This window comes from Alteromonas sp. KUL49 (assembly GCF_006538345.1).
Lineage (GTDB): Bacteria > Pseudomonadota > Gammaproteobacteria > Enterobacterales > Alteromonadaceae > Alteromonas.
Map to the genome: position 1 here is coordinate 377,692 of NZ_BJKL01000003.1, position 21,250 is coordinate 398,941.

35 protein-coding genes are annotated in these 21,250 nt (G+C 39.9%); 2 read left to right on the forward strand and 33 right to left on the reverse strand.

The features are described 5' to 3' along the window. The first annotated feature begins 126 nt into the window (after positions 1–126). Together EYS00_RS07365 and EYS00_RS07370 are read left to right on the forward strand one after the other, a co-directional pair. The gene (locus EYS00_RS07365) at positions 127–828 is read left to right on the forward strand and encodes a sensor histidine kinase KdpD (RefSeq protein ID WP_130635910.1); all 702 of its coding nucleotides are present in this window, start codon (positions 127–129) and stop codon (positions 826–828) included. 68 nt (positions 829–896) lie between these two features. Beyond that, the gene (locus tag EYS00_RS07370) at positions 897–1,649 is read left to right on the forward strand and encodes a hypothetical protein (RefSeq protein WP_130635911.1); all 753 of its coding nucleotides are present in this window, start codon (positions 897–899) and stop codon (positions 1,647–1,649) included. A 34-nt stretch (positions 1,650–1,683) separates the two neighbouring features. On the opposite strand, the gene EYS00_RS07375 is transcribed toward EYS00_RS07370, so the two are convergent. The 33 genes from EYS00_RS07375 to EYS00_RS07525 all read right to left on the reverse strand — a co-directional run bounded on the left by EYS00_RS07375 (position 1,684) and on the right by EYS00_RS07525 (position 21,171). Further along, on the reverse strand, positions 1,684–2,037 hold the full coding sequence (locus EYS00_RS07375; RefSeq protein ID WP_130635912.1) for a DUF1428 domain-containing protein: 354 nt from the start codon (positions 2,035–2,037) through the stop codon (positions 1,684–1,686). A gap of 52 nt (positions 2,038–2,089) precedes the next feature. Further along, positions 2,090–2,524, reverse strand: a complete 435-nt coding sequence (locus EYS00_RS07380; RefSeq protein ID WP_130635913.1) for a hypothetical protein — start codon at positions 2,522–2,524, stop codon at positions 2,090–2,092. 37 nt (positions 2,525–2,561) lie between these two features. Next, positions 2,562–3,437 carry an alpha/beta hydrolase gene (locus tag EYS00_RS07385; RefSeq protein WP_130635914.1) on the reverse strand — a complete coding sequence of 292 codons (876 nt, stop codon included), beginning with the start codon at positions 3,435–3,437 and terminating at the stop codon, positions 2,562–2,564. Then, positions 3,437–3,754 carry a hypothetical protein gene (locus tag EYS00_RS07390; protein ID WP_130635915.1) on the reverse strand — a complete coding sequence of 106 codons (318 nt, stop codon included), beginning with the start codon at positions 3,752–3,754 and terminating at the stop codon, positions 3,437–3,439. Before EYS00_RS07390 ends, EYS00_RS07385 begins: the two co-directional genes overlap by 1 nt. 29 nt (positions 3,755–3,783) lie before the next feature. After that, positions 3,784–4,242, reverse strand: a complete 459-nt coding sequence (locus EYS00_RS07395) for a hypothetical protein (RefSeq protein ID WP_130635916.1) — start codon at positions 4,240–4,242, stop codon at positions 3,784–3,786. A 404-nt stretch (positions 4,243–4,646) separates the two neighbouring features. Continuing rightward, positions 4,647–5,930 (reverse strand): ABC transporter substrate-binding protein, encoded by a 1,284-nt coding sequence (locus EYS00_RS07400; protein WP_130635917.1) that lies wholly within the window; start codon positions 5,928–5,930, stop codon positions 4,647–4,649. Between the two features lie 104 nt (positions 5,931–6,034). Then, positions 6,035–6,157 (reverse strand): hypothetical protein, encoded by a 123-nt coding sequence (locus tag EYS00_RS20875; protein WP_258313016.1) that lies wholly within the window; start codon positions 6,155–6,157, stop codon positions 6,035–6,037. 149 nt (positions 6,158–6,306) lie between these two features. Continuing rightward, on the reverse strand, positions 6,307–6,792 hold the full coding sequence (locus EYS00_RS07405) for a hypothetical protein (protein WP_130635918.1): 486 nt from the start codon (positions 6,790–6,792) through the stop codon (positions 6,307–6,309). 475 nt (positions 6,793–7,267) lie between these two features. Next, a complete protein-coding gene (locus EYS00_RS07410; RefSeq protein ID WP_165399335.1) occupies positions 7,268–7,486 on the reverse strand; it encodes a PspC domain-containing protein in 219 nt (72 codons plus the stop codon). A gap of 108 nt (positions 7,487–7,594) precedes the next feature. Beyond that, positions 7,595–8,146 carry a dienelactone hydrolase family protein gene (locus tag EYS00_RS07415; RefSeq protein WP_242618683.1) on the reverse strand — a complete coding sequence of 184 codons (552 nt, stop codon included), beginning with the start codon at positions 8,144–8,146 and terminating at the stop codon, positions 7,595–7,597. A gap of 57 nt (positions 8,147–8,203) precedes the next feature. Continuing rightward, positions 8,204–8,737 carry a hypothetical protein gene (locus EYS00_RS07420; protein WP_130635920.1) on the reverse strand — a complete coding sequence of 178 codons (534 nt, stop codon included), beginning with the start codon at positions 8,735–8,737 and terminating at the stop codon, positions 8,204–8,206. 163 nt (positions 8,738–8,900) lie between these two features. Beyond that, positions 8,901–9,122: a hypothetical protein gene (locus EYS00_RS21260; RefSeq protein WP_130635921.1), complete on the reverse strand. Its 222-nt coding sequence runs from the start codon at positions 9,120–9,122 to the stop codon at positions 8,901–8,903. Further along, complete coding sequence (locus tag EYS00_RS07430; protein ID WP_130635922.1) at positions 9,106–9,312, reverse strand: hypothetical protein; 207 nt, start codon at positions 9,310–9,312, stop codon at positions 9,106–9,108. Before EYS00_RS07430 ends, EYS00_RS21260 begins: the two co-directional genes overlap by 17 nt. 157 nt (positions 9,313–9,469) lie before the next feature. Further along, positions 9,470–9,949 carry a hypothetical protein gene (locus tag EYS00_RS07435; RefSeq protein WP_242618684.1) on the reverse strand — a complete coding sequence of 160 codons (480 nt, stop codon included), beginning with the start codon at positions 9,947–9,949 and terminating at the stop codon, positions 9,470–9,472. Positions 9,950–9,973: 24 nt separating this feature from the next. Beyond that, the gene (locus tag EYS00_RS07440) at positions 9,974–10,450 is read right to left on the reverse strand and encodes an NYN domain-containing protein (protein WP_130635923.1); all 477 of its coding nucleotides are present in this window, start codon (positions 10,448–10,450) and stop codon (positions 9,974–9,976) included. Between the two features lie 59 nt (positions 10,451–10,509). Further along, on the reverse strand, positions 10,510–10,968 hold the full coding sequence (locus EYS00_RS07445) for a GNAT family N-acetyltransferase (RefSeq protein WP_130635924.1): 459 nt from the start codon (positions 10,966–10,968) through the stop codon (positions 10,510–10,512). Positions 10,969–11,060: 92 nt separating this feature from the next. Then, the gene (locus EYS00_RS07450) at positions 11,061–11,666 is read right to left on the reverse strand and encodes an energy transducer TonB (protein ID WP_130635925.1); all 606 of its coding nucleotides are present in this window, start codon (positions 11,664–11,666) and stop codon (positions 11,061–11,063) included. 78 nt (positions 11,667–11,744) lie between these two features. Further along, complete coding sequence (locus tag EYS00_RS07455; protein WP_130635926.1) at positions 11,745–12,155, reverse strand: MAPEG family protein; 411 nt, start codon at positions 12,153–12,155, stop codon at positions 11,745–11,747. 224 nt (positions 12,156–12,379) lie between these two features. Next, entirely contained in the window at positions 12,380–12,910 is a 531-nt protein-coding gene (locus tag EYS00_RS07460) for a hypothetical protein (RefSeq protein ID WP_130635927.1), read from the reverse strand. 83 nt (positions 12,911–12,993) lie between these two features. Then, the gene (locus EYS00_RS07465) at positions 12,994–13,323 is read right to left on the reverse strand and encodes a hypothetical protein (protein ID WP_130635928.1); all 330 of its coding nucleotides are present in this window, start codon (positions 13,321–13,323) and stop codon (positions 12,994–12,996) included. A gap of 299 nt (positions 13,324–13,622) precedes the next feature. After that, complete coding sequence (locus EYS00_RS07470) at positions 13,623–14,189, reverse strand: hypothetical protein (protein ID WP_130635929.1); 567 nt, start codon at positions 14,187–14,189, stop codon at positions 13,623–13,625. A gap of 193 nt (positions 14,190–14,382) precedes the next feature. Further along, positions 14,383–14,652, reverse strand: coding sequence for a hypothetical protein (locus EYS00_RS07475; protein WP_130635930.1), 270 nt, complete (start codon positions 14,650–14,652; stop codon positions 14,383–14,385). Between the two features lie 80 nt (positions 14,653–14,732). Next, a complete protein-coding gene (locus EYS00_RS07480; protein WP_130635931.1) occupies positions 14,733–15,452 on the reverse strand; it encodes a hypothetical protein in 720 nt (239 codons plus the stop codon). Between the two features lie 275 nt (positions 15,453–15,727). Further along, positions 15,728–16,054 carry a hypothetical protein gene (locus EYS00_RS20680; RefSeq protein WP_207301690.1) on the reverse strand — a complete coding sequence of 109 codons (327 nt, stop codon included), beginning with the start codon at positions 16,052–16,054 and terminating at the stop codon, positions 15,728–15,730. Between the two features lie 91 nt (positions 16,055–16,145). Next, entirely contained in the window at positions 16,146–16,898 is a 753-nt protein-coding gene (locus EYS00_RS07485; protein WP_130635932.1) for a hypothetical protein, read from the reverse strand. Between the two features lie 38 nt (positions 16,899–16,936). Continuing rightward, positions 16,937–17,314 carry a hypothetical protein gene (locus EYS00_RS07490; RefSeq protein WP_130635933.1) on the reverse strand — a complete coding sequence of 126 codons (378 nt, stop codon included), beginning with the start codon at positions 17,312–17,314 and terminating at the stop codon, positions 16,937–16,939. A 26-nt stretch (positions 17,315–17,340) separates the two neighbouring features. After that, positions 17,341–17,886, reverse strand: a complete 546-nt coding sequence (locus EYS00_RS07495; protein ID WP_130635934.1) for an AAA family ATPase — start codon at positions 17,884–17,886, stop codon at positions 17,341–17,343. Between the two features lie 59 nt (positions 17,887–17,945). Continuing rightward, complete coding sequence (locus EYS00_RS07500; RefSeq protein WP_130635935.1) at positions 17,946–18,488, reverse strand: hypothetical protein; 543 nt, start codon at positions 18,486–18,488, stop codon at positions 17,946–17,948. An 83-nt stretch (positions 18,489–18,571) separates the two neighbouring features. Further along, positions 18,572–18,970, reverse strand: a complete 399-nt coding sequence (locus EYS00_RS07505; protein ID WP_130635936.1) for a DUF4288 domain-containing protein — start codon at positions 18,968–18,970, stop codon at positions 18,572–18,574. 149 nt (positions 18,971–19,119) lie between these two features. Beyond that, on the reverse strand, positions 19,120–19,473 hold the full coding sequence (locus EYS00_RS07510) for a hypothetical protein (protein WP_130635937.1): 354 nt from the start codon (positions 19,471–19,473) through the stop codon (positions 19,120–19,122). 148 nt (positions 19,474–19,621) lie between these two features. Next, complete coding sequence (locus EYS00_RS07515; protein ID WP_130635938.1) at positions 19,622–20,089, reverse strand: hypothetical protein; 468 nt, start codon at positions 20,087–20,089, stop codon at positions 19,622–19,624. A 124-nt stretch (positions 20,090–20,213) separates the two neighbouring features. Continuing rightward, positions 20,214–20,675 (reverse strand): hypothetical protein, encoded by a 462-nt coding sequence (locus EYS00_RS07520; RefSeq protein ID WP_130635939.1) that lies wholly within the window; start codon positions 20,673–20,675, stop codon positions 20,214–20,216. Between the two features lie 115 nt (positions 20,676–20,790). Beyond that, positions 20,791–21,171, reverse strand: coding sequence for a hypothetical protein (locus EYS00_RS07525; RefSeq protein WP_130635940.1), 381 nt, complete (start codon positions 21,169–21,171; stop codon positions 20,791–20,793). Positions 21,172–21,250: the final 79 nt, after the last annotated feature.

The following is a 21,250-nucleotide window of genomic DNA, read 5'->3' on the forward strand; positions in this document are numbered from 1 at the left end:
CATTATTGCTATGAGATATTACGCTAAGCGTATAATTAAAGGTAAAAAACTTAGCAAACTATGTATAATTAACAATAACGTACGCAATATCTGTTACCAAATTGGTCAAGTTAAGGTGTTAGTGTTATGAGCACGCAAAAGCCATTAGCGTCATCGATTGATTATTCTTCCGTACTTGCTGCGGCAGTGCATGACATGAAAAATTCACTTTTTATGTTAATTCAGTCAATAGACACGCTAAGCGACGAACTACAACCCAATAACAATAGTGCAACTGCTCAATTGGCAAGTGTGCATTATGAAGCTTCGCGTCTAAACACCAACCTTGTTCAAATATTGTCTTTATACAGAGCTGAATTAAACAGCTTTCCCATCACTGTTGATGAGTGTTTTGTCACCGATTTGCTCGATGATGTTGTGGGCTCAAATGAGCGTTACATCGCGCAACGGGGTATTTCAGTGACCTTAAACGCCGAGCCAGACCTGAACTGGTATTTCGATAGAGACCTCATATACTTACTTATCAATGATGTCTTAGTTAATGCACTGAGATACGGCAAGAATACCATCGCTATTAGTGGCGTTGTGGAAGACGATTATCTTGTATTGCGAATCGAGGACGACGGTGAAGGCTATCCCGAATCAATGTTAGAGAGAAGCCATGAAGAGCTTAACGATTTTCAGTTAAGTCAGGGTCGTACAGGGTTGGGATTGTTTTTCGCACGGCTAATTGCTTCTGCGCATTCACAAAGTGACCGCAAAGGCGAGATTTCGTTGAGTAATGGTGGTACGCTTGGTGGAAGTGTGTTTGAAGTAAAAATTCCATAAAATCATTTAGTAATTTTTATTTGTGCACCTAACGCGTTAAAGAATTAAAACAGAGAACGGAATTACGCATGTACGAAGCCATAATAATATCTATCGTTGTACTGTTAATAGCAGCGATATTTATAAACGCACTTCAGCAGCACAAAGCAAAGGTTGACGCGGAGAGGCGTGCGGAAGCAGCAAAGCAGCGCACGATTATCGACGAAACTGAGAATGTCATTATGGCTTGTTCTAATATGCCCATCTCTCCCCGTCTGATGGATATTCTTCACACCCGTGTTGTCAACGCACTTAGAATTTACGATGAACTCAATGGCAGCGCCGAAACCAAACAGCGCGTCGCTGATGCAGAACAACGAACCTCGTCAGGGTCGGATAAAGAAAAATTAACTGATTTTGTTTTACCCAGTAACGACAAACTTATTATCCAATATATCCAAGCCGTGAAAAAACTCCGCGTGCTTTTGCGCTCAGAACACAGCCGTGGGAAAGTCGATTCAAAAGTGTATGCTGAGGAAGATCGTCAGCTAGAACGTCTACAGATAAAGGTTAACGTAGAGACGCTTATTAAACGAGGTAAAGGTGCGCTACAAACCAACATGCTTGGGTCAGCACGTCAGTATTTTGAAAAAGCCAAGTCAGCGCTTGAAAACCAAACCCAGCACGACGACTACACTAAAAATCGTATATCCAGTCTGAATGAATGGTTAGAAGAAATTCAATCAAACCTCAAAAGCGTTAACGCCCAAGACCGCGCTAAAAAGCACGAAGAAGAGCGTGACGAGCTTGATGAATTGTTTGCACCTAAAAAGAAATGGTAACTGCTCAGCGGTTTTCCTCATAGGTCTAGCAAGGCTAGACCTTCAATATGGTATTAAAACCGCCGAAGATTAGTCGTTTTCCGTCAAATGGCATAGGGTTAGTTTCAGGCGACATACGTGGGTCTTCCATCGCCGCTTTCCACCCTTCATCACGTACTACTTTAGAAGGCCAAACTACCCAAGAGAACACTACACTTTCATTATCCTCGGCTTTGACCGCCATCGGCAATGAAGTGACTTCACCTTCTGGCACATCATCACCCCAGTTTTCTACGATCTCTAACGCGCCAAACTCCTTAAACAACTCAGCAAAGGTACTGGCGTGTTGTATATACTTCTCCTTGTTTTCGTTGGGTACTGCAGCAACAAAGCAATCTACATATGACATGTTTATCTCCTCTTGTGTTACTTAAACTGTCCAAATTAATCAGACTAAGGGTTTAACCTTTAACACGCATTTCGCCCCACTTCACAGAGATGCTTACACTTTCCACAGTATCGCCTACCGCTCCCACTGCAAAGCAGGTATGATTTAGTTGAGTTGAACTCTCGGCCGCGAAAACGTTATTTGATTGATACTCACAGTCAAAAATGTGCTTTGACTGACTGTCCAAAAACGAAAATTTGAGCATCAACTTAGTGTAATCGGCAACTGCCGAGTTTTTAACTAGCGTATCAACTATGAACTGATCGCCCACCTGTTCAAAAAACGTATTATTGAAGGTTATCCCTGTGGCATGTTCACCGGGGACGTAAATGCCATCATTATCGAAAGTTAATGATGACAATATGATCGTAATAATGACACCACAAAGAAGTAGGCCTGCCATCAAACCCATTCCTAGAGCGACGCCATTTTTAAATGTGCTAAACATCAAAATTTCCTTATAGCATTTAACAATACGAATTAAACTACATGGTTTCTGACCATTTTTCGATAAAGTTAATCAACTCCTTAAACACCATTTTTGACGCTTGCGGTGCCGACCGGCTTAAACTATGTGTTCCACCTTCTACCTCATAGTAATCAAAATCGTGATTTATTGCCTCTAGCGCTTTTACAAATTCACGACTCATATAAACAGGAACTAGTTCGTCTTCCGTTCCATGGGAAAGAAAAAATGGAGGATCACTAGGATCTAAATAAGTTTCTGGAGACATTTGCCTTAGCGTTTGAGAGTAGTTTTGACTGCTAGCATCAACTAATCGTTGTACAGTCAATGATTCTCGGTATTTGGGCAGTGTAAAATTAGCTATTGGTGATGATTGCGCCACGACCGCACGAACCGAACTACTCTGTTCTGAATAAAGTCCATGATGTGCAAACTCGTCGAAGTTTCCTGTAACACCTGCCATCACTGCAAGATAGCTCCCAGCCGATGCGCCAACGAGAATGATTCTATCCGGGTCAAGACCAAAGCGAATAGCATTAGCTTTTAAAAAGCGTATCGCCAATTTTATATCTTCAATTTGTGAAGGGAACCTATACGTAGGAGACAATCGATACATAGCACTAGCGGCAACAAAGCCTTTTTCAGCAAACTTTCTGAGTTGTCTATTTTTGGAATTTTTATCTCCAGAAACAAAACCTCCGCCATGTATAAATAACACCACTGGTAAAGACTGGGTTCTATTGGTTTCTGGAAATGCAATATTGATGGAAAGCTGTGTGCCCTCCACTACGCCTATAGGGATATCCTTGTGCAAACCTGAATAAACGGCATCTTCTGCAAATGCCGTTATTGAAAGTGAAAAAAATACAGTGACTAAAAGCTTATAATTAACCACTAATCAGCACCACCGCCACAATCACCACCCGATGAGTCACTAGACCAGCTATCTTCTGTTCTACCGCCAGTTCGCTGGCCACTACTATTAAAAATGTCGCCCATAATGGGTAAGCTGGTGCTTTTTTGACTTGGGCCAAAGTTGAATTCTGATGATTCCTTTCTCGCGATGTAGCGCTGTGTACCGAAAATTACTAGCCCAAGAAAGATGATAATAAACGAGACGACGCTCACCCAGCCTTCGGCATAAAAACCATAGATTTGTAGTGAGGTGCCGATGACGATGATGAAGATGCCTATACAGTTTCGAAATTCCATATCTGACTCTCTTCTATTAGCTGTGAAAATTAAGTAGCCACATTCGAGTTACGCTGTAAAGCCTTCAAAAAAGTCGTCGGATCATCAACAGAGAGTACAGCACTAGACCTACGCTTAAACCTGCCAAATTGACCTTTGAAGGTCATTGGTTTCTTGAATTCTAAAATTACATTTTTGGTCGATCCAATGGGCGAAACAAAATGACTCATACCAGTATAGCTATCATTGAAGGACAAACTGCGAGCTTCTTTAATAAGTGCAATAGGTATATTGGCGGACCACGAAAGTCCATATCGATATCGTAACTCTGAGTTGTTGATAGTAATAGGATTAAATTTTGTTGAATAAATTTGAGCCAAATAGTGGATGACTGTCCACCCCGTAAGCAAAGTTACTATCCACGCCACCGCAGCATTTGACTCCTTTTCAATAAACACGTGTATTAGTGGCAATGTGGGAATTTGAGCGATGGCGATCACCCAAAACATATCTCTCGCATTAGCGCTATTTTCATAGCTGAATGAACGCGGCTGGGTTCGTTGATTTGAGGTATATTTTCTAACGAGAAACGCATAAAAAATCGTAGCAAAAAGTGACTTCGAGAGGAAACAAATACTACGCCCAAGCCTTGATGTGAGACAGCCCTCGATGTGTTCCAAGCTAAAGCGATTTGAGCTAGATGACTGTGAAAGGGTTTGAACTGTACGCTGGATGCAGAAAATATCTATAGTAAGCGCCAATACGACAATCAGATATATTGAAGGTGATGTGTCACTGGGCAAAACCGACGCGTAAAACGAACCTACTAATAAAAAAACGCCAAGCAATAAGCTGTAACCGCTCACACTAACGGTGGGTTTAACATTCAAATTGGGTTTACTCCCACAACCTATTAATTTTCGACTGTAGTTGCATCGGGTAACGATAAAGACTGCCTAGCCATCTCCAGGCGCGAAGTTACCTCAACAACATCGCCACTCTCTAGGAAATCACGAAGTACCAATTGGGTCGTTTGAGCAAGTTGCAAAGATGCATCACGATCAAAGTACTGCCCGACACCTGCAGCTGAGTATATATTGATTCTACCTTGATCCACAAAGTAATCATCTGGCACTGATGCATCTGGGTGTGTAGGAATGAATGATGTGGCATCGTTTAACAAGCGCTGAGCGTATGGCTTAGCAATAAACGCTAAAAACGCCTTGGCTAACGGTTTATTATCACTGCCCTTAGGAATAATAAACATGTCAGTAGGTGCCAATTCATAATGCGCGATATTATCTAAACTCCCTTCAGTTGCAGGGAATGGGAAAAAGCCTATATCGTCACGAACTGAATCAGGAATCTGAGATGTAAAAAAATTGCCCGACAACAGCATTGCGGCATGCTTTCGAAATATCATTGGATACGTTTGATGAAATTCATATTCCGCAGCGTCACTAAAAAAACACTGATTGTCTATTAAGCGCTTCCACTCTTCGAGCACATTGACCACTTTAGGGTCAGTAAAAGGGACTTCTCCTCTTGCTAAAGAAAGATAGAAATCTAGACCATTATTTCTCAGGTTGAGGTAATCAAACCAAGCTAGTAGCGGCCATGGAGTTTTTACACCAAGGGCAAAAGGAACTACATCAAACTTCCTTAATACCAAACAAGTTTCTAGTAATTCTTCTGTGGTGTTTGGTACATCTAGATTATGGCCATCAAATAGCGGTTTATTGTAGTAAAACCCCCAAAAGCCTGACGCATAGGGAATAGCAAATTGATTGTTGCTAACCGTAACACTCTCTTTCATTGCGCCAGAGTATCCCTGCATATAAGGCATTCCCCATAGGTCACTGACCGGTTCCACCAACCCTCTAACGCTCAATTCTCGCAGTCTAGATGGCCATGGCCAGTTCATTACATCTATATCACCTGGTGAGGAAAGCCACATGACTGATTTAGCTTTGTAGGTAGGATCATCGGCTGCAATATAGTCAATAGCTGTGCCAGGATGCTGTTTAATAAACTCCGCGGCAACACGCTCAAAAGCATTCCGTTGCTCTACACTAAAAACAAGAATGCTTACTGTTAACTTATTGATATTATTCGATTGTGCCCATGCGCACTTAAAACAACAAAACGTGGCACATATCAACAATATCCCACAACGTAGCGAGGTGGACACTTGCATTACACTCTTTACAAAGTTCTCTATTATTAGCGTAGCCGCTAAGTGGCTAAAACACTATATATCCTAAAAAGTCAACCCATCGCATCGTAACGATAATCACACTGTCAGAAGGTCTGTTGAGTAGGTAACCGTTCCATAACCACGGTTAACTGATTATTGATACCGGGGCTTGGGTACGGATTAAAAAATGCCACCTTCCACTGCACTTTAGGAAAAAGCATAAACATGGTTAAGGCTCCGAAGAGGCAGCCGATTATAAATGTGAAAGCAGTTTTCAATGTGTTCACCAATTATGGTATTTGAAAAAATACCGTTCTACTGTCTTAAAAAATTTTACATAACTCGTTGAACAATCGGCTGCGTGCAAAGCATGGCTTCATAACGTATCCAAAACTTCCTTCAGCTTTGAAACTATTTCTTCTCTTTCATCGAGTAAACCAGAGTTACCACAGTAGTCGGCAGCAAATTTACCATCTGAGTTTTGATACAAAATTAAAAGATATTTTTTTCCAATGTCAGGTGCAAATCGCCCGCTGTTATTTGGATCCCATAGTTCTACGTTAGTGTGTACTGTTGAGAATAAAGTTTGATGAATTTGTAGTTCATAAATCGAGCCTGAGTAAAAATCAGGTTCATCAACATCGTTAACCCATTCTCGTTTAACAGGCGTAGCTATTAGGATTGCTGATGATCGTTTTACTTCCGCTTCCAGTGAATAGTCTACAAATTCAGGAAAACACGCGGCAATTGAATCAGATGAAAACAACATTGTAAAAGCAAGCAACGCAGGGCTAACAATGCTTCGCTTAACCAAAGCAAATGTTGCTGCTATCGATGATTTTATCGTTAGTTTTTTAATCAACGCTGTAACCACTCTTTTGGGTTTTGGACCAAAACCAGGCCCCTACTCCTATGGATAGACTAAAAAATATAAAAATATAAATTGCGCTAGATATGGCCACAAAAAAAACTGTCTCCTCACTTACCACATTAAATACGAGAACGGTTAAATGAAGAATGAGTAAAGACTGTATGATTATGGCGAACTTAAAAGGACGATTCTTTTTTGCAGATAGTACTAAAAAATACGCAAACATAACCCCAAAGACAAATGGCAGTAGACCAATTAGAACAACGGCTATCCTAATGTGGCCGTCGTCTTGGGGTGTACTCGGTACCACGAGGATAACAATAATTAACAGAGCGAATACAATGACAGTTGAGGCAATGGCACCCTTTATAGCGGCCCATACACTCTCACCAGTTATATGTGGTTCGGTACTCATAATTTTTACGCAACGCCAGTCAAGAAAAGGGAATTTGGTTTTTATTTGGAATTACTGCTTAAATTTATTCAAATCGAAATGGTCTGGTGGAGGAAAAATCAGCGCTAGTACGGTGTAAACAATTAATGCAAATCCAAAGGATAGAATGCCAAATAGAACAAACCCGATTCGAGCTCGAGTGGGAGACCAACCAACAAACTCACCAAATCCTGCGGCTACACCTGCTAACAGATTGTTCTGTGACTTTTTCAAACTGCGAAACCTAGACATAAAAACTCCTTCTTTTTTGGAATGTCCTTCAATGTGTTTACGACCCATCCTCAGGAACTAAACACGGTATGATAAAACGATTACCGAAGCAAACTCATCAAACACTCTCTAGTCCAACTCAACGGAAAGCATCTCGAGCCCACTCTCGTATCCTGTTTGATTAAAATTATCCGACAGCTTATTCATAAAACCATGAAGATATGGGACTTCTTTAATTTCAACATTGTGTACTGAACTAAGTTCATCAACTAGTTCTGGAACGGAAAAATGTTGCTCCTGATGTGGAAAAATCAATGATACAGGAAACAAGGGTTTTACACGTCGGTGATGTCTAATTTGTGAGCCGTAAAAACAGATAGCGTGATTCACACTAGGTAACGAGAGCCTATTAGAGACTTTCCATATCGCCGATGCACCAACGCTAAAACCTATCAAGTTTACCGAGGTATCAATTTCAGCCATGCACTGCTCTAACTTTTCCGAGTAGGCTTGCAGTCCCACATTTTCAGAAAAGTATTGATAAGCATTGCGCTCACTTTCAAACTTCATATCTTGACCTTCATAGGGGTCTAGAATCAGATAATTGCTAGCAACCCCGCTTGCCAACGCTTCGAGTGCTTCTGTTTTTCCGAAAATATCAGAAACAAAAATGTTGATCACATCGCGCTCCAATATAGGAAAAATAGTGTGAGTGTTTATTCCCCTATAAACAGATAGTTACCAACCAGCACTGTACTTTTTATTCGCTCCAAAAGCTTCAACCTCTAAAGGTGCATTATCATACCCATATTCAGCCATATCAAAGAAGTGCTGGGTTACTACTTGATCCAAAGTCGATCTCTCAATTTGCAAAACGTGCACTAGTTCATGCGCTAACTTCGGCTTGTCTAGCTCAAAACCATTTCGAACATAAATCGAATAGCCAAACACTTGTGCATTATTCACTATGCCTTCGCCAATTAGCCCAACAGCCTCTCCAAAGATCTTTAAAACAGTGTTCTCGTAGGGGAAAGGAACTTCACTCACGTATACAATTCTTACCTTTTCTGGATGTAAAATCCCTATTTCAGTAGCAAGGTGTAATTCTCGCTCAGTCAAAGGAATGCCTATTTCCAGCCCGTTACGTTCGGTATCATGTGCCCACTCAATATACTGAGGTAATAAAACACCTGAAATAATTTTTTCATAGGAGAGGACAGCGATTACGATCAAAGCTATCAAGAATATTGCTGTAAACTTAACGATTTTCATTATCTAAATTCCTTTTTAAATTTTACAAAACCTTGTGTTTAACAAACCAAGATTTTTTATGGCTCGACATTGGGAAAATTCCAATAGCGGCCCAAACTACCAAATAACGAATAACAAGAGAACAAGGTATCGTGTTTTAGTGAGGTTACGCGCGGGTGTTTTACTATATTTTTGTAGTGGTTAGCAACTTTCGTGCATAAAAAAGCGGAACGGTAAGAAGCGCAAATGGTTGTAAAAACAGCTTATATATAGCCCAAGTAGATTCGTTAAACACTGAGTAGATAAAAAGTGGTAGCACTGCCAACGCAGTCAGAAAGTAGAGGTTAGCTATATTCAATTTACGCCAAAACAAACTATCTAGACCAAGCTTACTCCCCCATAACATGTAGGCTAACCCGCGTCTTTGAAACAAACAGAAGATCAAAAAAACTCAACGCAGCCAATGACCAAAACACCGTGGGATAGTAGTTGATATTTTCAATAATGCTCAATACATTGAACTGCGCTTGAACAACCACAGCCAGACTCATAGCGATAATTGTTGCTAGAAGGATACGCCAGTAGACTGCAAACAACTTAACTGATTCCTTTGATATATTTCTATTCGCAAACGAGAAGCAAATATTTAACTAAAGACGCTTCCACTCAGAGCGAAGCACCGAGTATAGAAACAGAGCCCCCATATAGTTTTATAATGATAAGACCTTTGTTTTTCTTTGCGTGATGGATAAACTATTCTCCCAACCACTTTAAAGTGGCACTCTTAACCATAATATCAAATTCATCTTGAGTTATTTTGCCGTTCGCCAAATCTGACTCTGCTGAAAAAACAGTCGTCTGATATTCGTGTTCAATAGCAGCAAGAACGTAGCCGAGCTCTTTTTCTGTGATACTTCCTTTATGAAATTGTTGCATCGCTAACTTTTTATTCCATAGATCACCCTCGGGAGGGAGTGGTAAAGTAAAATCAAGGGTCAATAGCCTTTCGTCAGATACTTGCAAACCCAGCGCTATCGATTCTTTGGCACATTCATAAAGCATGTAGTCTATGGAGTCTTGAAGACCATAGAGATGCCAATCAAAGCCAGCAACACAAGCGCCGACGATTTCGCCGTTTTGGTCAGTAATAGTTATGCTTCTTTCAGCACACCCTGCGACACAACATAGTGCCATGAACGCGGTAGATAACTTTTGCCGAGATGTTGACCACATTAAGCAAAATACCTTTAAATCATTTTAAATGAGCAATAAATCTGACTCTATTGGAACAAACTTGTTTGCAGCATTAATCAGTGAAACCGCAGTGAGTTTTTCTACACCATAAACTTCAACAGAAGTGTTCTTTTTCACTTTGATCCTATCTACTAATAAGTCAAAGTCACCATCACCTGACACGAGAACTATGTTGTCACTCTGTTCAGCATACTCCATTGCGTCGAGTGTAATACCGACATCCCAATCCCCTTTTGCAGAACCATCGGATCGTTGAATAAATGGTTTTAGCTTTACCTCAAAACCAATTGCTCTGAGTATATTTTGAAACTGACGTTGCTTTTCGTCTTGTCTGTCGATGGCGTAAGCAACGGCGTTAACCACTTTTCTGTTGTGTGTAGCTGCAGCCCAAAACTTGTTGTAATCGAAGTTTCGTCCGAACGCTTGTCTGGTTGTGTAGTAGACATTTTGTACATCTACTAGTATTGATACGGTTTCCATTGATATTCGCTTTTACAACAATCAGTTACACTTGAACAATAGCTGTTTATTATGCCCCATCAAGCACGTTTTAACACGCGCTCTAAATAAACGACTCTGGTTTTTCCCAATTGAGCAGTTTTAAACTCAACATAACCTCTTCGCTTGTACATAGCTAAATTAGACGCACTAAACTCTCCGGTGAATAGTTCTACGCGATTGGCCTGGGGAAATAGAGTTTCGAGGGCAGAAAGTAGCTTACCACCAACGCCCTTACCCTGAAGCTCAGGCCACACTGCCATGCGGCCAATATGGCAAGTATCAGACACTAAGCGTGCTTGGCCGCTTGCTAATAGCTGACCTTCTTCAACTATTTTCAATATGGTCTTACTTTCAAAATCTGCTTTCAGTTCGTCAAGAGTTTGCGTTAGCGGTGGAATGCTAAAGTCATTGTGCAATTGGGCCTCTGATTGGTAAGCAAGGCGCTGAAGCTCAAGTAATTTCTCTGCATCCTCTATGGTAGCGTGACATATTTCCAAACAATTAATTCCTTTTGGACGGTGTTTGAGGTTTGGGCAATTCTACTTTTACGGCTTGCATATTCAACCAGCTCGGCATTAACCAATGCTCTCTAATTTTGGGATTCAGATAACTTGTCTGCGGCAAGACTTTCTAGATCGTTGTACAGTATTGGTTCTGGTGCAGCCTCTGCTTGTGGTTTCGGTCCGAACTGAAAGTCAAATTGCATGTAACCGCTAACCTTTACGGGTTTACCATTTGAATATCCGGGAGAATAACGCCACTTTCTTAGTGCTTCGAACATTGAGTCATCAAAAACACCTTCCGGGCTAGATTCAACAATTTGTATATCGATGTAACAACCTCTTTCGTCTATTACAGTAGAAGCTTTCACATACCCTTCGATGTTATTTTCTAGAGCTATTTCGGGGTCCTTAGGTGGAACACTGCGTAAAAGTCTAGGTTTTACCTCTAGTTCCTCGTCTGTAATGTCTAAAACGTTACCTGAAGTACTGTTGGACGCTAAGTCATACTCTTCTTGGCTTAAACAGAATAACGAGCTATTAGTCGTGTGCACTTGTGGTGTTGGATCTTCCTTCTCTAGCTCTTCCGCATAGTTCCTGTGAGCTTCAACAAGCTGTTCCAGTCTGGACGTTGGTTTAGTTGATTTACACCCAACGAGTGTGAAGATGAGTAAAACGATTAATATACGCAACATAAATTCCCTTTTAAAAATAATTATCTCAACTCTTAAGTTAATGCACTGATTCAACCTCAGTTAGAGCTACTAGTACTCTTATTGGATACTATAAACCACTGTTAGCAAATACAGCCACATTGCCATAACGACTAAAAAACTACTCCAAAAAGCGATAATTCTATGAAGTATATGATTGTAGGTGATGTGAATATAAGCATGTATTGTACGTAGCCCCACAAACAACCACGCTAACACAGAAGCGATAGAGCTATCAGATTGCTCAAAGAGCATTAACGCAAGGCAAGCAACATAGAACAAAACAGGAACTTCGAATTGATTATTGAAGCATCGTGTGGAGGCAATAACATTCTCTGGAAAGTCTCCGTCCATTAGCTTGAACGCTTTAACTTTCGAGCTTCCTGATTTGACGCTTAAGATCCTACACCGAACTGCCACAAGGCCAACGAAGAATGTAAGGCAGACCATAGCAAACATTGGTAATAGCATACGTTAAGTCCTTATAAACAATGATTCGACAAGCATAATGGGCGTACAATATTCGCAAAACGCTAAGAAGTTAAGTGAGCAAAAGATCAAAAAGCACTCTCTCTGTTACTAGAAGCATGCTAACGTCATCTAGAGCGACTATTTCCGCTTAAAGGCCTTGTTATGCATATTCAACATCTCTTCCCAACTTTTACTTTCCGGGAGCCAAGGCTGGTCTTTATTAGTCATGATTTGAAAAAAAGTGTATTCTCCTTTACACGGTTACTAAGAATATCATTAGAAATGACGATAAGGTTGTAGTCTTTACCCAAGGAGGCATCAATCACATCTTTGATGCGTCTTGCATAGGTCTCCTCTCTCCCCTCATCTCCGTTTGCTATCTCCCATTCATATCGTATTAGCGTAGGGCTATTATCATTATGGAATTCTTCGAATAACCTATTCCTTCTACGTATATATTTTTCTCTAATTTCAGAAATAGCACCATCAATTTTAGATGGATCAATTTTATCATTCGAAAAAACTGGAAAATCATGCTGAAAACGCAAGCCAGTATACAGATCTTTAACACGGAGCTCGTTGTCACATACCTCAACGCCATTATTGAGAAATTGTTCTTCAGAAAAGCCAACTAATGATTTCTCAAGTGCATTTACATCTGTGATTAACCAATCAAAAAAATTTGTTCCTGTATCTCCAGAAGTTCTAATTCCAAACTTTGGTAAGCAAGAGCATCCAATACTATAAAAAGCCATAATTTTGTATCTCTACATTTTTTCTAAGAATCAACCCAAGCATAACATCCACATCTAGTGTCTAGAAGGCTAAATACCTACCGCTATGTATCATTGCTAACATAGTGACTAAGTTTGAATATAGCGACACTCGCAGTCAGAAAAGGTAGTGTACTGAGTACTAGAAAAATGCTTTCGCCAATTAGCACAGACACATCCTCAGGGTCCAATAAGAGCGAAATTACGAGCCATTCTACTAGTGAAAGTGCCACTGAGGCTACTATTGAGATAAAGAGTACCTTGTTCCAAGGAACAGCAGATGAATTGAGTAGTTTATATGAACCTACGGCAACAAAAATGACGCCAATAAATCCAATAAGTGCTGCAATAAATTCAGAGGCTGAGTAAAAAACTAAATATAAGCTATCTTCCATAATCTTTGCCCTTAATATCTAATTGTTAAGCGTACAACACTAAACCAAAGCGCATCAGTACTATTTAGGTACCATCTTTTAGATACCAACAGAACACGAATACAAATGCTATCAGAGCAGGTATGGTGGATGCGCCACTACCCGAGTATCCGTTTAAATGCAGCAGTTTTTCAAATGGAGCGACTTTCTTTCTATCTTGTTCCAAATGGTAAAACTGAAACGCTGAATTTAACCATTAGTATCTAGCGCATGGCATAGGCAATTTGCAGTGCCTCTGTAACGAGTCTATTTCTGAACGTCTATAAGATATCATCGCTTTTGATGCCCTGAAGTTGATAGGTCAATGTTTGTTCGAGCATATACCAATCTGAAAACATGTATTGTGTGCAACTCACCAATTTAGAGTCCACATTGCCGTGTTCAGTGCAGCCTAATTCATTGTTTGACGCAGAGTTGTAATAGAACCTGGAAATTTGTGACATCGCAGGCCTGCCATTTAATTCTGTTCTAAAGCCACCTTTGCCAGCGTGAATCAGCCATTTTTCATCAGTTTTATGTGCTGAAAAGCATGGTGCTTCTTTTGTTTCCGCATAAATTATAAACTTTTTCACTTCCGGATCAGAATCGATCTCTGACGTAGTCAAGGCTCTACCCTCTTTATTGAAGCTATTGTAATGATCGCCTTTACACCAGGTTATAGCGTCAAAGTTTGTAGTGGCCGAGTACCGATAAAGAGACAAAAAGTCTTCTGAATGGTCGAACAATACTGCGTAATCTTGCAGCTTACCAGGTGGCCACCATTTGTACGTAAATGGCGCGATAGTTAGAACTAAGATCAAAACAATAAACATACATTTATTTTTCATCTTGAAACCAAGAAATGAGCTATTGAGCAAAAATACAATTGGAAACAGCTGAGCTGCGATTCATACCCAGCTGTAAAGTGACCAACTTGTTAAGGTTTATCATTAACAACGTTTGGCAGTGGCGTTAGGTATTCGATGGTTTTATTGCAAGTAGAGTATTCTCCAGAAGTAAAAAACTGTAGGAGTATCAAACCTATTGCCACGAATGGTAAAACAAAAACCAAGTGCCGATAAGCAAAAGCTCAATCGTAAATTTTAGGTTATCAACTAATGATAGTGGCTCTGGTTCGCACAAATCATTCTTAAGTTCTATTCTCAGCCAAGTTGAACCTTCGTGGATAATTTCAGAGGAACCTTCTTCAAGACATTCATTTAAAGTCCTTTGAAGTTCAAGCAATCCGTCTCTACTACCTACGATGGAATTTCCATCATAGTCGTCAAATTGTAAATACTGCTTTTCCATGAAATTATCCTTTTAGGGCTAACGCAACCATACGCTCGCATCCCAATGTTATTAAAAGCAACTGAATAAGATGCCTAATGTTATACATCTCGGTGTCTATACACTTTATCAAGGTCTTGTGTACCTGAGCCATCGATTGCTTCAAAGCCTCTACGCTTAGCTAAGTGAAGACCTTCTGTGGTTGTTGGGCGCGTTAAAATAGGTATATCTTTCGCCTCTCGTAGTTGCTGCACCGTTGTCAGTAAAGAAGCAATAGATTGGTGTCGTGCCTTTCTTCCATCTGAGGCGATTACGCCAACATACAAAGCAGTAGCACTTCTGAAATCTTTAGTAATATGCTCTACAGTAAAGCCTCTACCATCAAGTTGGTTGTTCATGACCATTTCAAAGCCGTTTTTGTTCAATGGAAGAACTGAATAGAAGCCTATAATTTTGGTCAAAGAAATAGCTCCTTTCTTCTTGATTTCCTCTAAAATCCAAAACACTTTTTCATTGTGATGAAACCACGCTTTCATTTGATTGTAGCTAGAGAAATTGTCACCAAATATTCCACCACAGTATAAGTATGCTCCCTTTAAATCATTTCTCTTTACTCTTCGAACCTCCAAATCAGGCTCATCGAATCTAGGAATAAACGGAAAAACTGTTAACATAATACCAACCCCTCCAATGGAAACACCGACTATACTCACAACTACAATAAAAGAACTCTGAATTGCTAGGGCAGTAGGAACACCAGCCATAAAACCGCCAATCCCAATCAAACTACTTCCAAATTGAACATAACTTTTTTTATCCATTCAATTTAACCCTGTATAAAATTTGAGAACTGAAAAGTCGTATTATGTTTTCCCTACAGCTGTATGAGATAACACCTAAATTTAGGCATTACGCCCTAATGTTAATATTTTCTAATATACATAACTGTAAGTGATTACCAAATACAAAAACGTCAACACAAATAAAAGACCACCGACGTTTTTTTAATTAGAATTCATTGGTAGTCCACCTACGCACAACAAAGAGCTAACGGAGAATCAAGACACGCGAGGCAAATTTCGACATAAATGCTTTGTTATTTGAAATAGCTGATAAATGGGCCATATGTTTTGGAGCTTCCATCTAGACCATTGCGTACTGATATGAATAGATTAGGAGCATCCCGCTCAGATTCCAGAGTAAATGACAATCCATCTAAAACTAAAGCATTTCTTAAACTACAAACAACCGATAGTTGATGTTCCGCACTGTACGAATCTCTATCAACCAAGTTGTCGCTATTTAAATTTCCACGTGCAAAATGTGTAGATATAAACTCACTTTCCAAACTACTACAGTTTCCAAATTGGATCGTATGAAGATCACCTGGACCGAAGAAAGCTAACAATATAAGAAGTGTCATTTTCAATCCTTTTCATATAACACTAGGCTGAGCAGAAGCACTCTTTGTCGCACCAATTGCGCCCCTGCAGTTCTATCTTATTTTTTATATGTTAGAAACTGCTGATCATTTTTACTGACCAGTCCCCCCACGTTTGCCATCTGAAAATCGTATGCATAGCAAGTGCTAATACGACGAACAAAGAAAATGACAATACCGTACTGGCATACAAACGGTTATGTACTTTCCAGTCAAAAAGCATAAGAGAGAGGTAAACTACACACATAAAAACAAACATGGAGTAGCCAGGTATTGAAAGTAAGTGTGTGACGCGATTTAAGCCCTCTGGCATCATTTGAATAGCTGCCGCGATCATGAACCGTTTATGGTGAGCTGGATTTTTAATACTCAGAATACCCAGTGCGTAAAGCACTAAGAAAATTAGCCACTGTAAAAAAACACCGCCTAGAAAACCACCTGCTCGTAATCTGGCTTGTGCATCTTCTGGGTTGAAAACACCGAAGCCTACCAAGCGATGATAAAACTCGTAAGCCATTATCGACCCAGTTAACAAAATTCCGAGCACTAGGAAAACGCTCAACTTTCCAAAGGTTTTGTGGGTTAAATAGCGACCTTTGCCCGCTAATTTTATTTGACCAAGAAGCAACAAGTACCATGCTGAACTAAAAACACCATGCAAACCAGTCCAGAAAGTAACTCGCTCTATATTACTGGGGTTAAAAAACCAACTTAACCCAAAACCTCCAAACACTATGAAAGTAATAAAAAGCGCGAATACGCCAAAAAACCGATTGTCTGCTGACCCACTTACAGATGAACTATTCACGACTACCGATGATTCCATGTTCTAAATTTCCTTACTGAGACTCATTGCACACCCTGTTATGTGTTTTCACTAAGCTTTTCTACAAGCTTGTGTTCAAGACTCTCTCCACTACTCCCCAAATAAACTGGGATATTCAAGTGTTCTACTATTGATGTCTCAAACAATCTTTGCCATGTGGATGATAACTCCAATGCGATCGCTAAACAGCGGTTAGTTTCAAAACACTGGTATGAACGAACAATTTCGTCGACTGCCTCTGGCGTCAAACCGGCAGTATTGAATGGATGCTCAAATAGGACCCAAGAATTTTTAGGCGCTTTAGCTAAGATATCCTTGTGTAACTCTTCTATTCCCTCAGAATTAAAACCTCCAACTGGGAATGTGTGAACGATGTTGCCCGACACTTTTATTTTATAATCACCATGAGGTTTCATAGTTACTCCACAATTGAAAGTTTGTATTAGTTCGCACCTGATTTAAGCCAATTGATGATGATATTTTCTAACACCTGAACGGAATATACGCTATCAATAATCAAATCGCTGGTGCCACGTGCCTGCAAATTCGTCTTGATATATGCGTCCCTTAAAAACTCATTGCATTTAAGCAAGTACTGATTAATGTTGCGAGTTGAGTCGCCTTCTGACTGTGCAATACTTCTGGAAATAACGCGAGCAAGGCATATTTCCAATGGCATATCCAATAATACGACTTTGTCGATGAGCTCGGAAATGGGCGCTCTACATTTTCCAAATGGCTCTTCGACAACAACGTATTCAGATTTTGCGCTAGATCTGAGTTCTAGTAACGCTTCATGCATTCTCGGTGTTTTAATATCGGTGGCATTAGCACCGTTTAGCACCCACTGTTTCATGTCTTTTGGATATGAACACTCATCAACAAAGTCGTCGAAGAACATGACGGGACATGACAACGAACTAGATAGTTCTTTAACGAGTGATGTTTTACCACTTCCAGAGATACCGCTAATAGCTACAACTTTCATCTATAGTTAAATACTTTTTAGAAGTGGTTTAGCAGACACATTTTATTATGCGTTTATCGCTAGTTAATAAAACCTTGCCCGTAATAGTGAATATTGTTTTCTGGGCCTTCAGTTAGGAAGCGATATACTTTATTCACAGGGAGAGTCATGGCTTTACCATCCTCACCAGAAACCAAAATCGTTCGAGTTGTAAAACTTAGGGGCATGACTTCTTTAATCTCAGGATTTCGTTCAACATAAGAATCATAAGCTTCCCAAAGATAATCACCTTTCGCTGTTCGAGTGATAACTTCACCAACATAAGCTCCGCACCATAGCACCGTATTTTCTAGCTCCTTTTGAGGAAAAGAACTAATCTTTTGATGAACAGAAAGTAAATACGAATCTAATAGCTTTAGGCTGTCAAGGCTATAATCCAAACCGCTTCTATTCAATTGGTCTGCCCCCGCTATATCAGATTCGTCCTTTATTTCCCCAGCACATAGCTTCGCGAAAGTAGAAAAAATTCCCGAAAGATTAGGATCTACCTTAACCACATCTTCTTCTTTTGAGTGAACTTTGTTGACGGTAAGTAATAGAACTAGCGCTAAAAATAACTTCAATATGTTTCTCCTTTATTCATAACACTACACTAAAAGACCCTCGTAGCGAGTTGTGACAAAAACCAAGTTTTCTGTTTTATGTCTCACTCATCACCATTAAAAGCCTCTAGTTCCTCTTTTGACCTTATCCAAGATTTTACTCGGCCAACAGAAATTCCGATATCGTCTTCAAAACATATTTCTGTTCCATCTGGATCTATCTCTTGATCGATCATACGTGTAAGGCTAGCTAAGCCTTCAAAAACCCATTTGCCTTTTCGACCCTTTTCATCTGACCAATCACTATTTTCATCCTTACCTAGCTTTCCATATTCAATGGCCTTTGTGTAGGCGTGGTTCCTATCTTCTGCTTGAAGAATGATGGTATTCGTAAAGGCTCGGCATCGACGTTTTGGATTAGACAGGTCTTCGTGGTCGAATTGAAAACGTTCGACTAGAGCGGCAACCCACCACGTCGAGTTTACTTTTCCTTGTTTAGACATATCCTTTTTTCCTATCGCTCATTACTAGAATGAAGCGCTCTCTTTCGTTTTTGTCATAGTAAAAGAAGCGAGTGGCTTGATTGTTTTGCTAGATACCACAGCTATTCATTGCTTTGGGCCAGATAATTGATTGACCATCACTCTTGTATTCAGGAAAAAACTAACACGTTGCTCACGATGTTATCTACTACCCAGAATGAAACGCTCAAATGAGTAAGCTCATAACTTTGACCAGTTTCTTCAAAGTCATCCTCTAGAGTGAGTTGAGGAAAGTCCGCTCGGAGTTCGCTAATCGCTCTACCTACTATGAATTTATGTTCAAGTTTTATTGTTCTAGAAGATGACGTGAAAGTGGTTAGCAAAAAATCGTAATCGGAAGAGAAACTCAATTCTAATCCATCCTTGTATGACCATATTATGTCCCTATCCTCAGGGTTACTTGGTATAGGAATGAAGTAATCGATATTAAGAGGCTGGCCAGCAATAGACCTAACCTTGGTCATATCCATTCCGAACAATAAGCCATTTATTCCTACGTGAGGTTGAATATTCACTTGGCACTGGTCTTATCCACTTAAAGTGGACATCCTTATTGAGCTTAAAGCACTGAAACAAATGTCCGAGCTGCTTGGTAGCGCTAAAATTAGCTTGTTAACTTTCATCACTCAACACTATTTTTAAAATGCAGTCGGCGTTCGAATATAAAACAACATGCTTTCCAGCAGTTAAAGCCCCACCATTGGAAATTGTTTTTCTGTAACACGGGGTAATCACAAAATAATCAATCTCAAACTCCTTGTTTCCAACTCTAATTAGATCTCCAGGTGCATGCCCACTTTGAGGTTGAATACGCAGAACTTCAACAATACCAGTCGAAACGTCATAATCATTAGTCGTCAAATTTAAGTAAACTGAAAACTGATTTATAAATGTGTTTACAAGCGACAGAGTTCCAACTACCGTTGCAATGCTTCCCCAAAAAAGGTTGAACATTCTCTTGGCTTGTTTTTTGTTTTTGACTGCTCGATACAAAACCGCTGGCCCGAGGATACAAAAGGCAACAGGAACATACATGTTTTCAATTGCAGGAAACATCGATACTTGAAAAATGGATTCCATAAAATCAAACTTAAATGAGAGCTTTAACTAAGCTAAGAGTCATAAAAGCGCGACGATAATAGCGCTGCCGCCGCGCTGATACGACCAAGCGGTTGTCGCAGTCAACTGCGACCTGAGCGTTTTGTTAGGCGTCAACATTTGCGCCTTCTGCTTTCAGTTGTTCCAATAGCTTATCGAGGTTCTTTGTATGAGTTGATATATAAACCTTACCATAAACACCACCATCCGCGACTAACGCCTCAATTCCATTATTACTAAACGGATAAATTTGAGAAATATGTTTGACAGGTATTTGTCTTTTAAAACACCAATAATTCCTGCCTACCAAATAGCCACCCTCTACTCTAACCGCGCTAGCACGTATGTATAAGGCTATCAAAAATGATATCGCCGCTGAGAAACCAATAAACCCACCAAAAAACAAAGGCAACTCTAAGATGCTGATATGTTCAAACGTCACCTCTAGGCTAAAATCACTTTTGAAGAATCTGACAACAAAAACGAAAATCAACGGGATGCATATAGCCAAACTCATAAATTTAGTCAGTGTTAGCCATAATTCTTTCCATAAAACTTCGTATTTCAAATTATCCTCCTTGATATCTTGTATTCAAATAATAGGCAGTATCACCTGAGCTAAAACACGAGCGAAACAACAGAGCCCTCTTATTTCTATCCCAGTAAACTGGTTGAGTGCCTCGTTATGTGTTCCTATACCGCCAATCCATTGATAGAAGTTCTTTTTCACCTTCAAGCTGACCAATTTTCACATATACATTGATTCCTTGATCATGCGTTCTATTATCAGTTACGAGCGCAAGAAAAGGCTCTTGCCAAAATTTCTCTTGATTCAGACAGACATACATCTCGCCCACAAAACGTACTTGGTTGTGTTTTGTTAACGAAGGAATCATACCTGAAACACCGTCATACCAAATACCCTCTTGAAGTTGGTCTGTGAGGATTTCGGCAGCAATGTATTCAAAGGACGAGGATACCATTCCTTTATATAAGTCTAATTTTTCCCCTCTGAGCAAGCGTTCAATATTACTTACGAATCTATTAATAGCTTCAGATTTCACGAAACACCTAACACCCTACTTAGCCTTGCCGTTTTTTAGTGTCGGCTGTACTTGATTGTTATGTTTCTCGTAGTGAGAT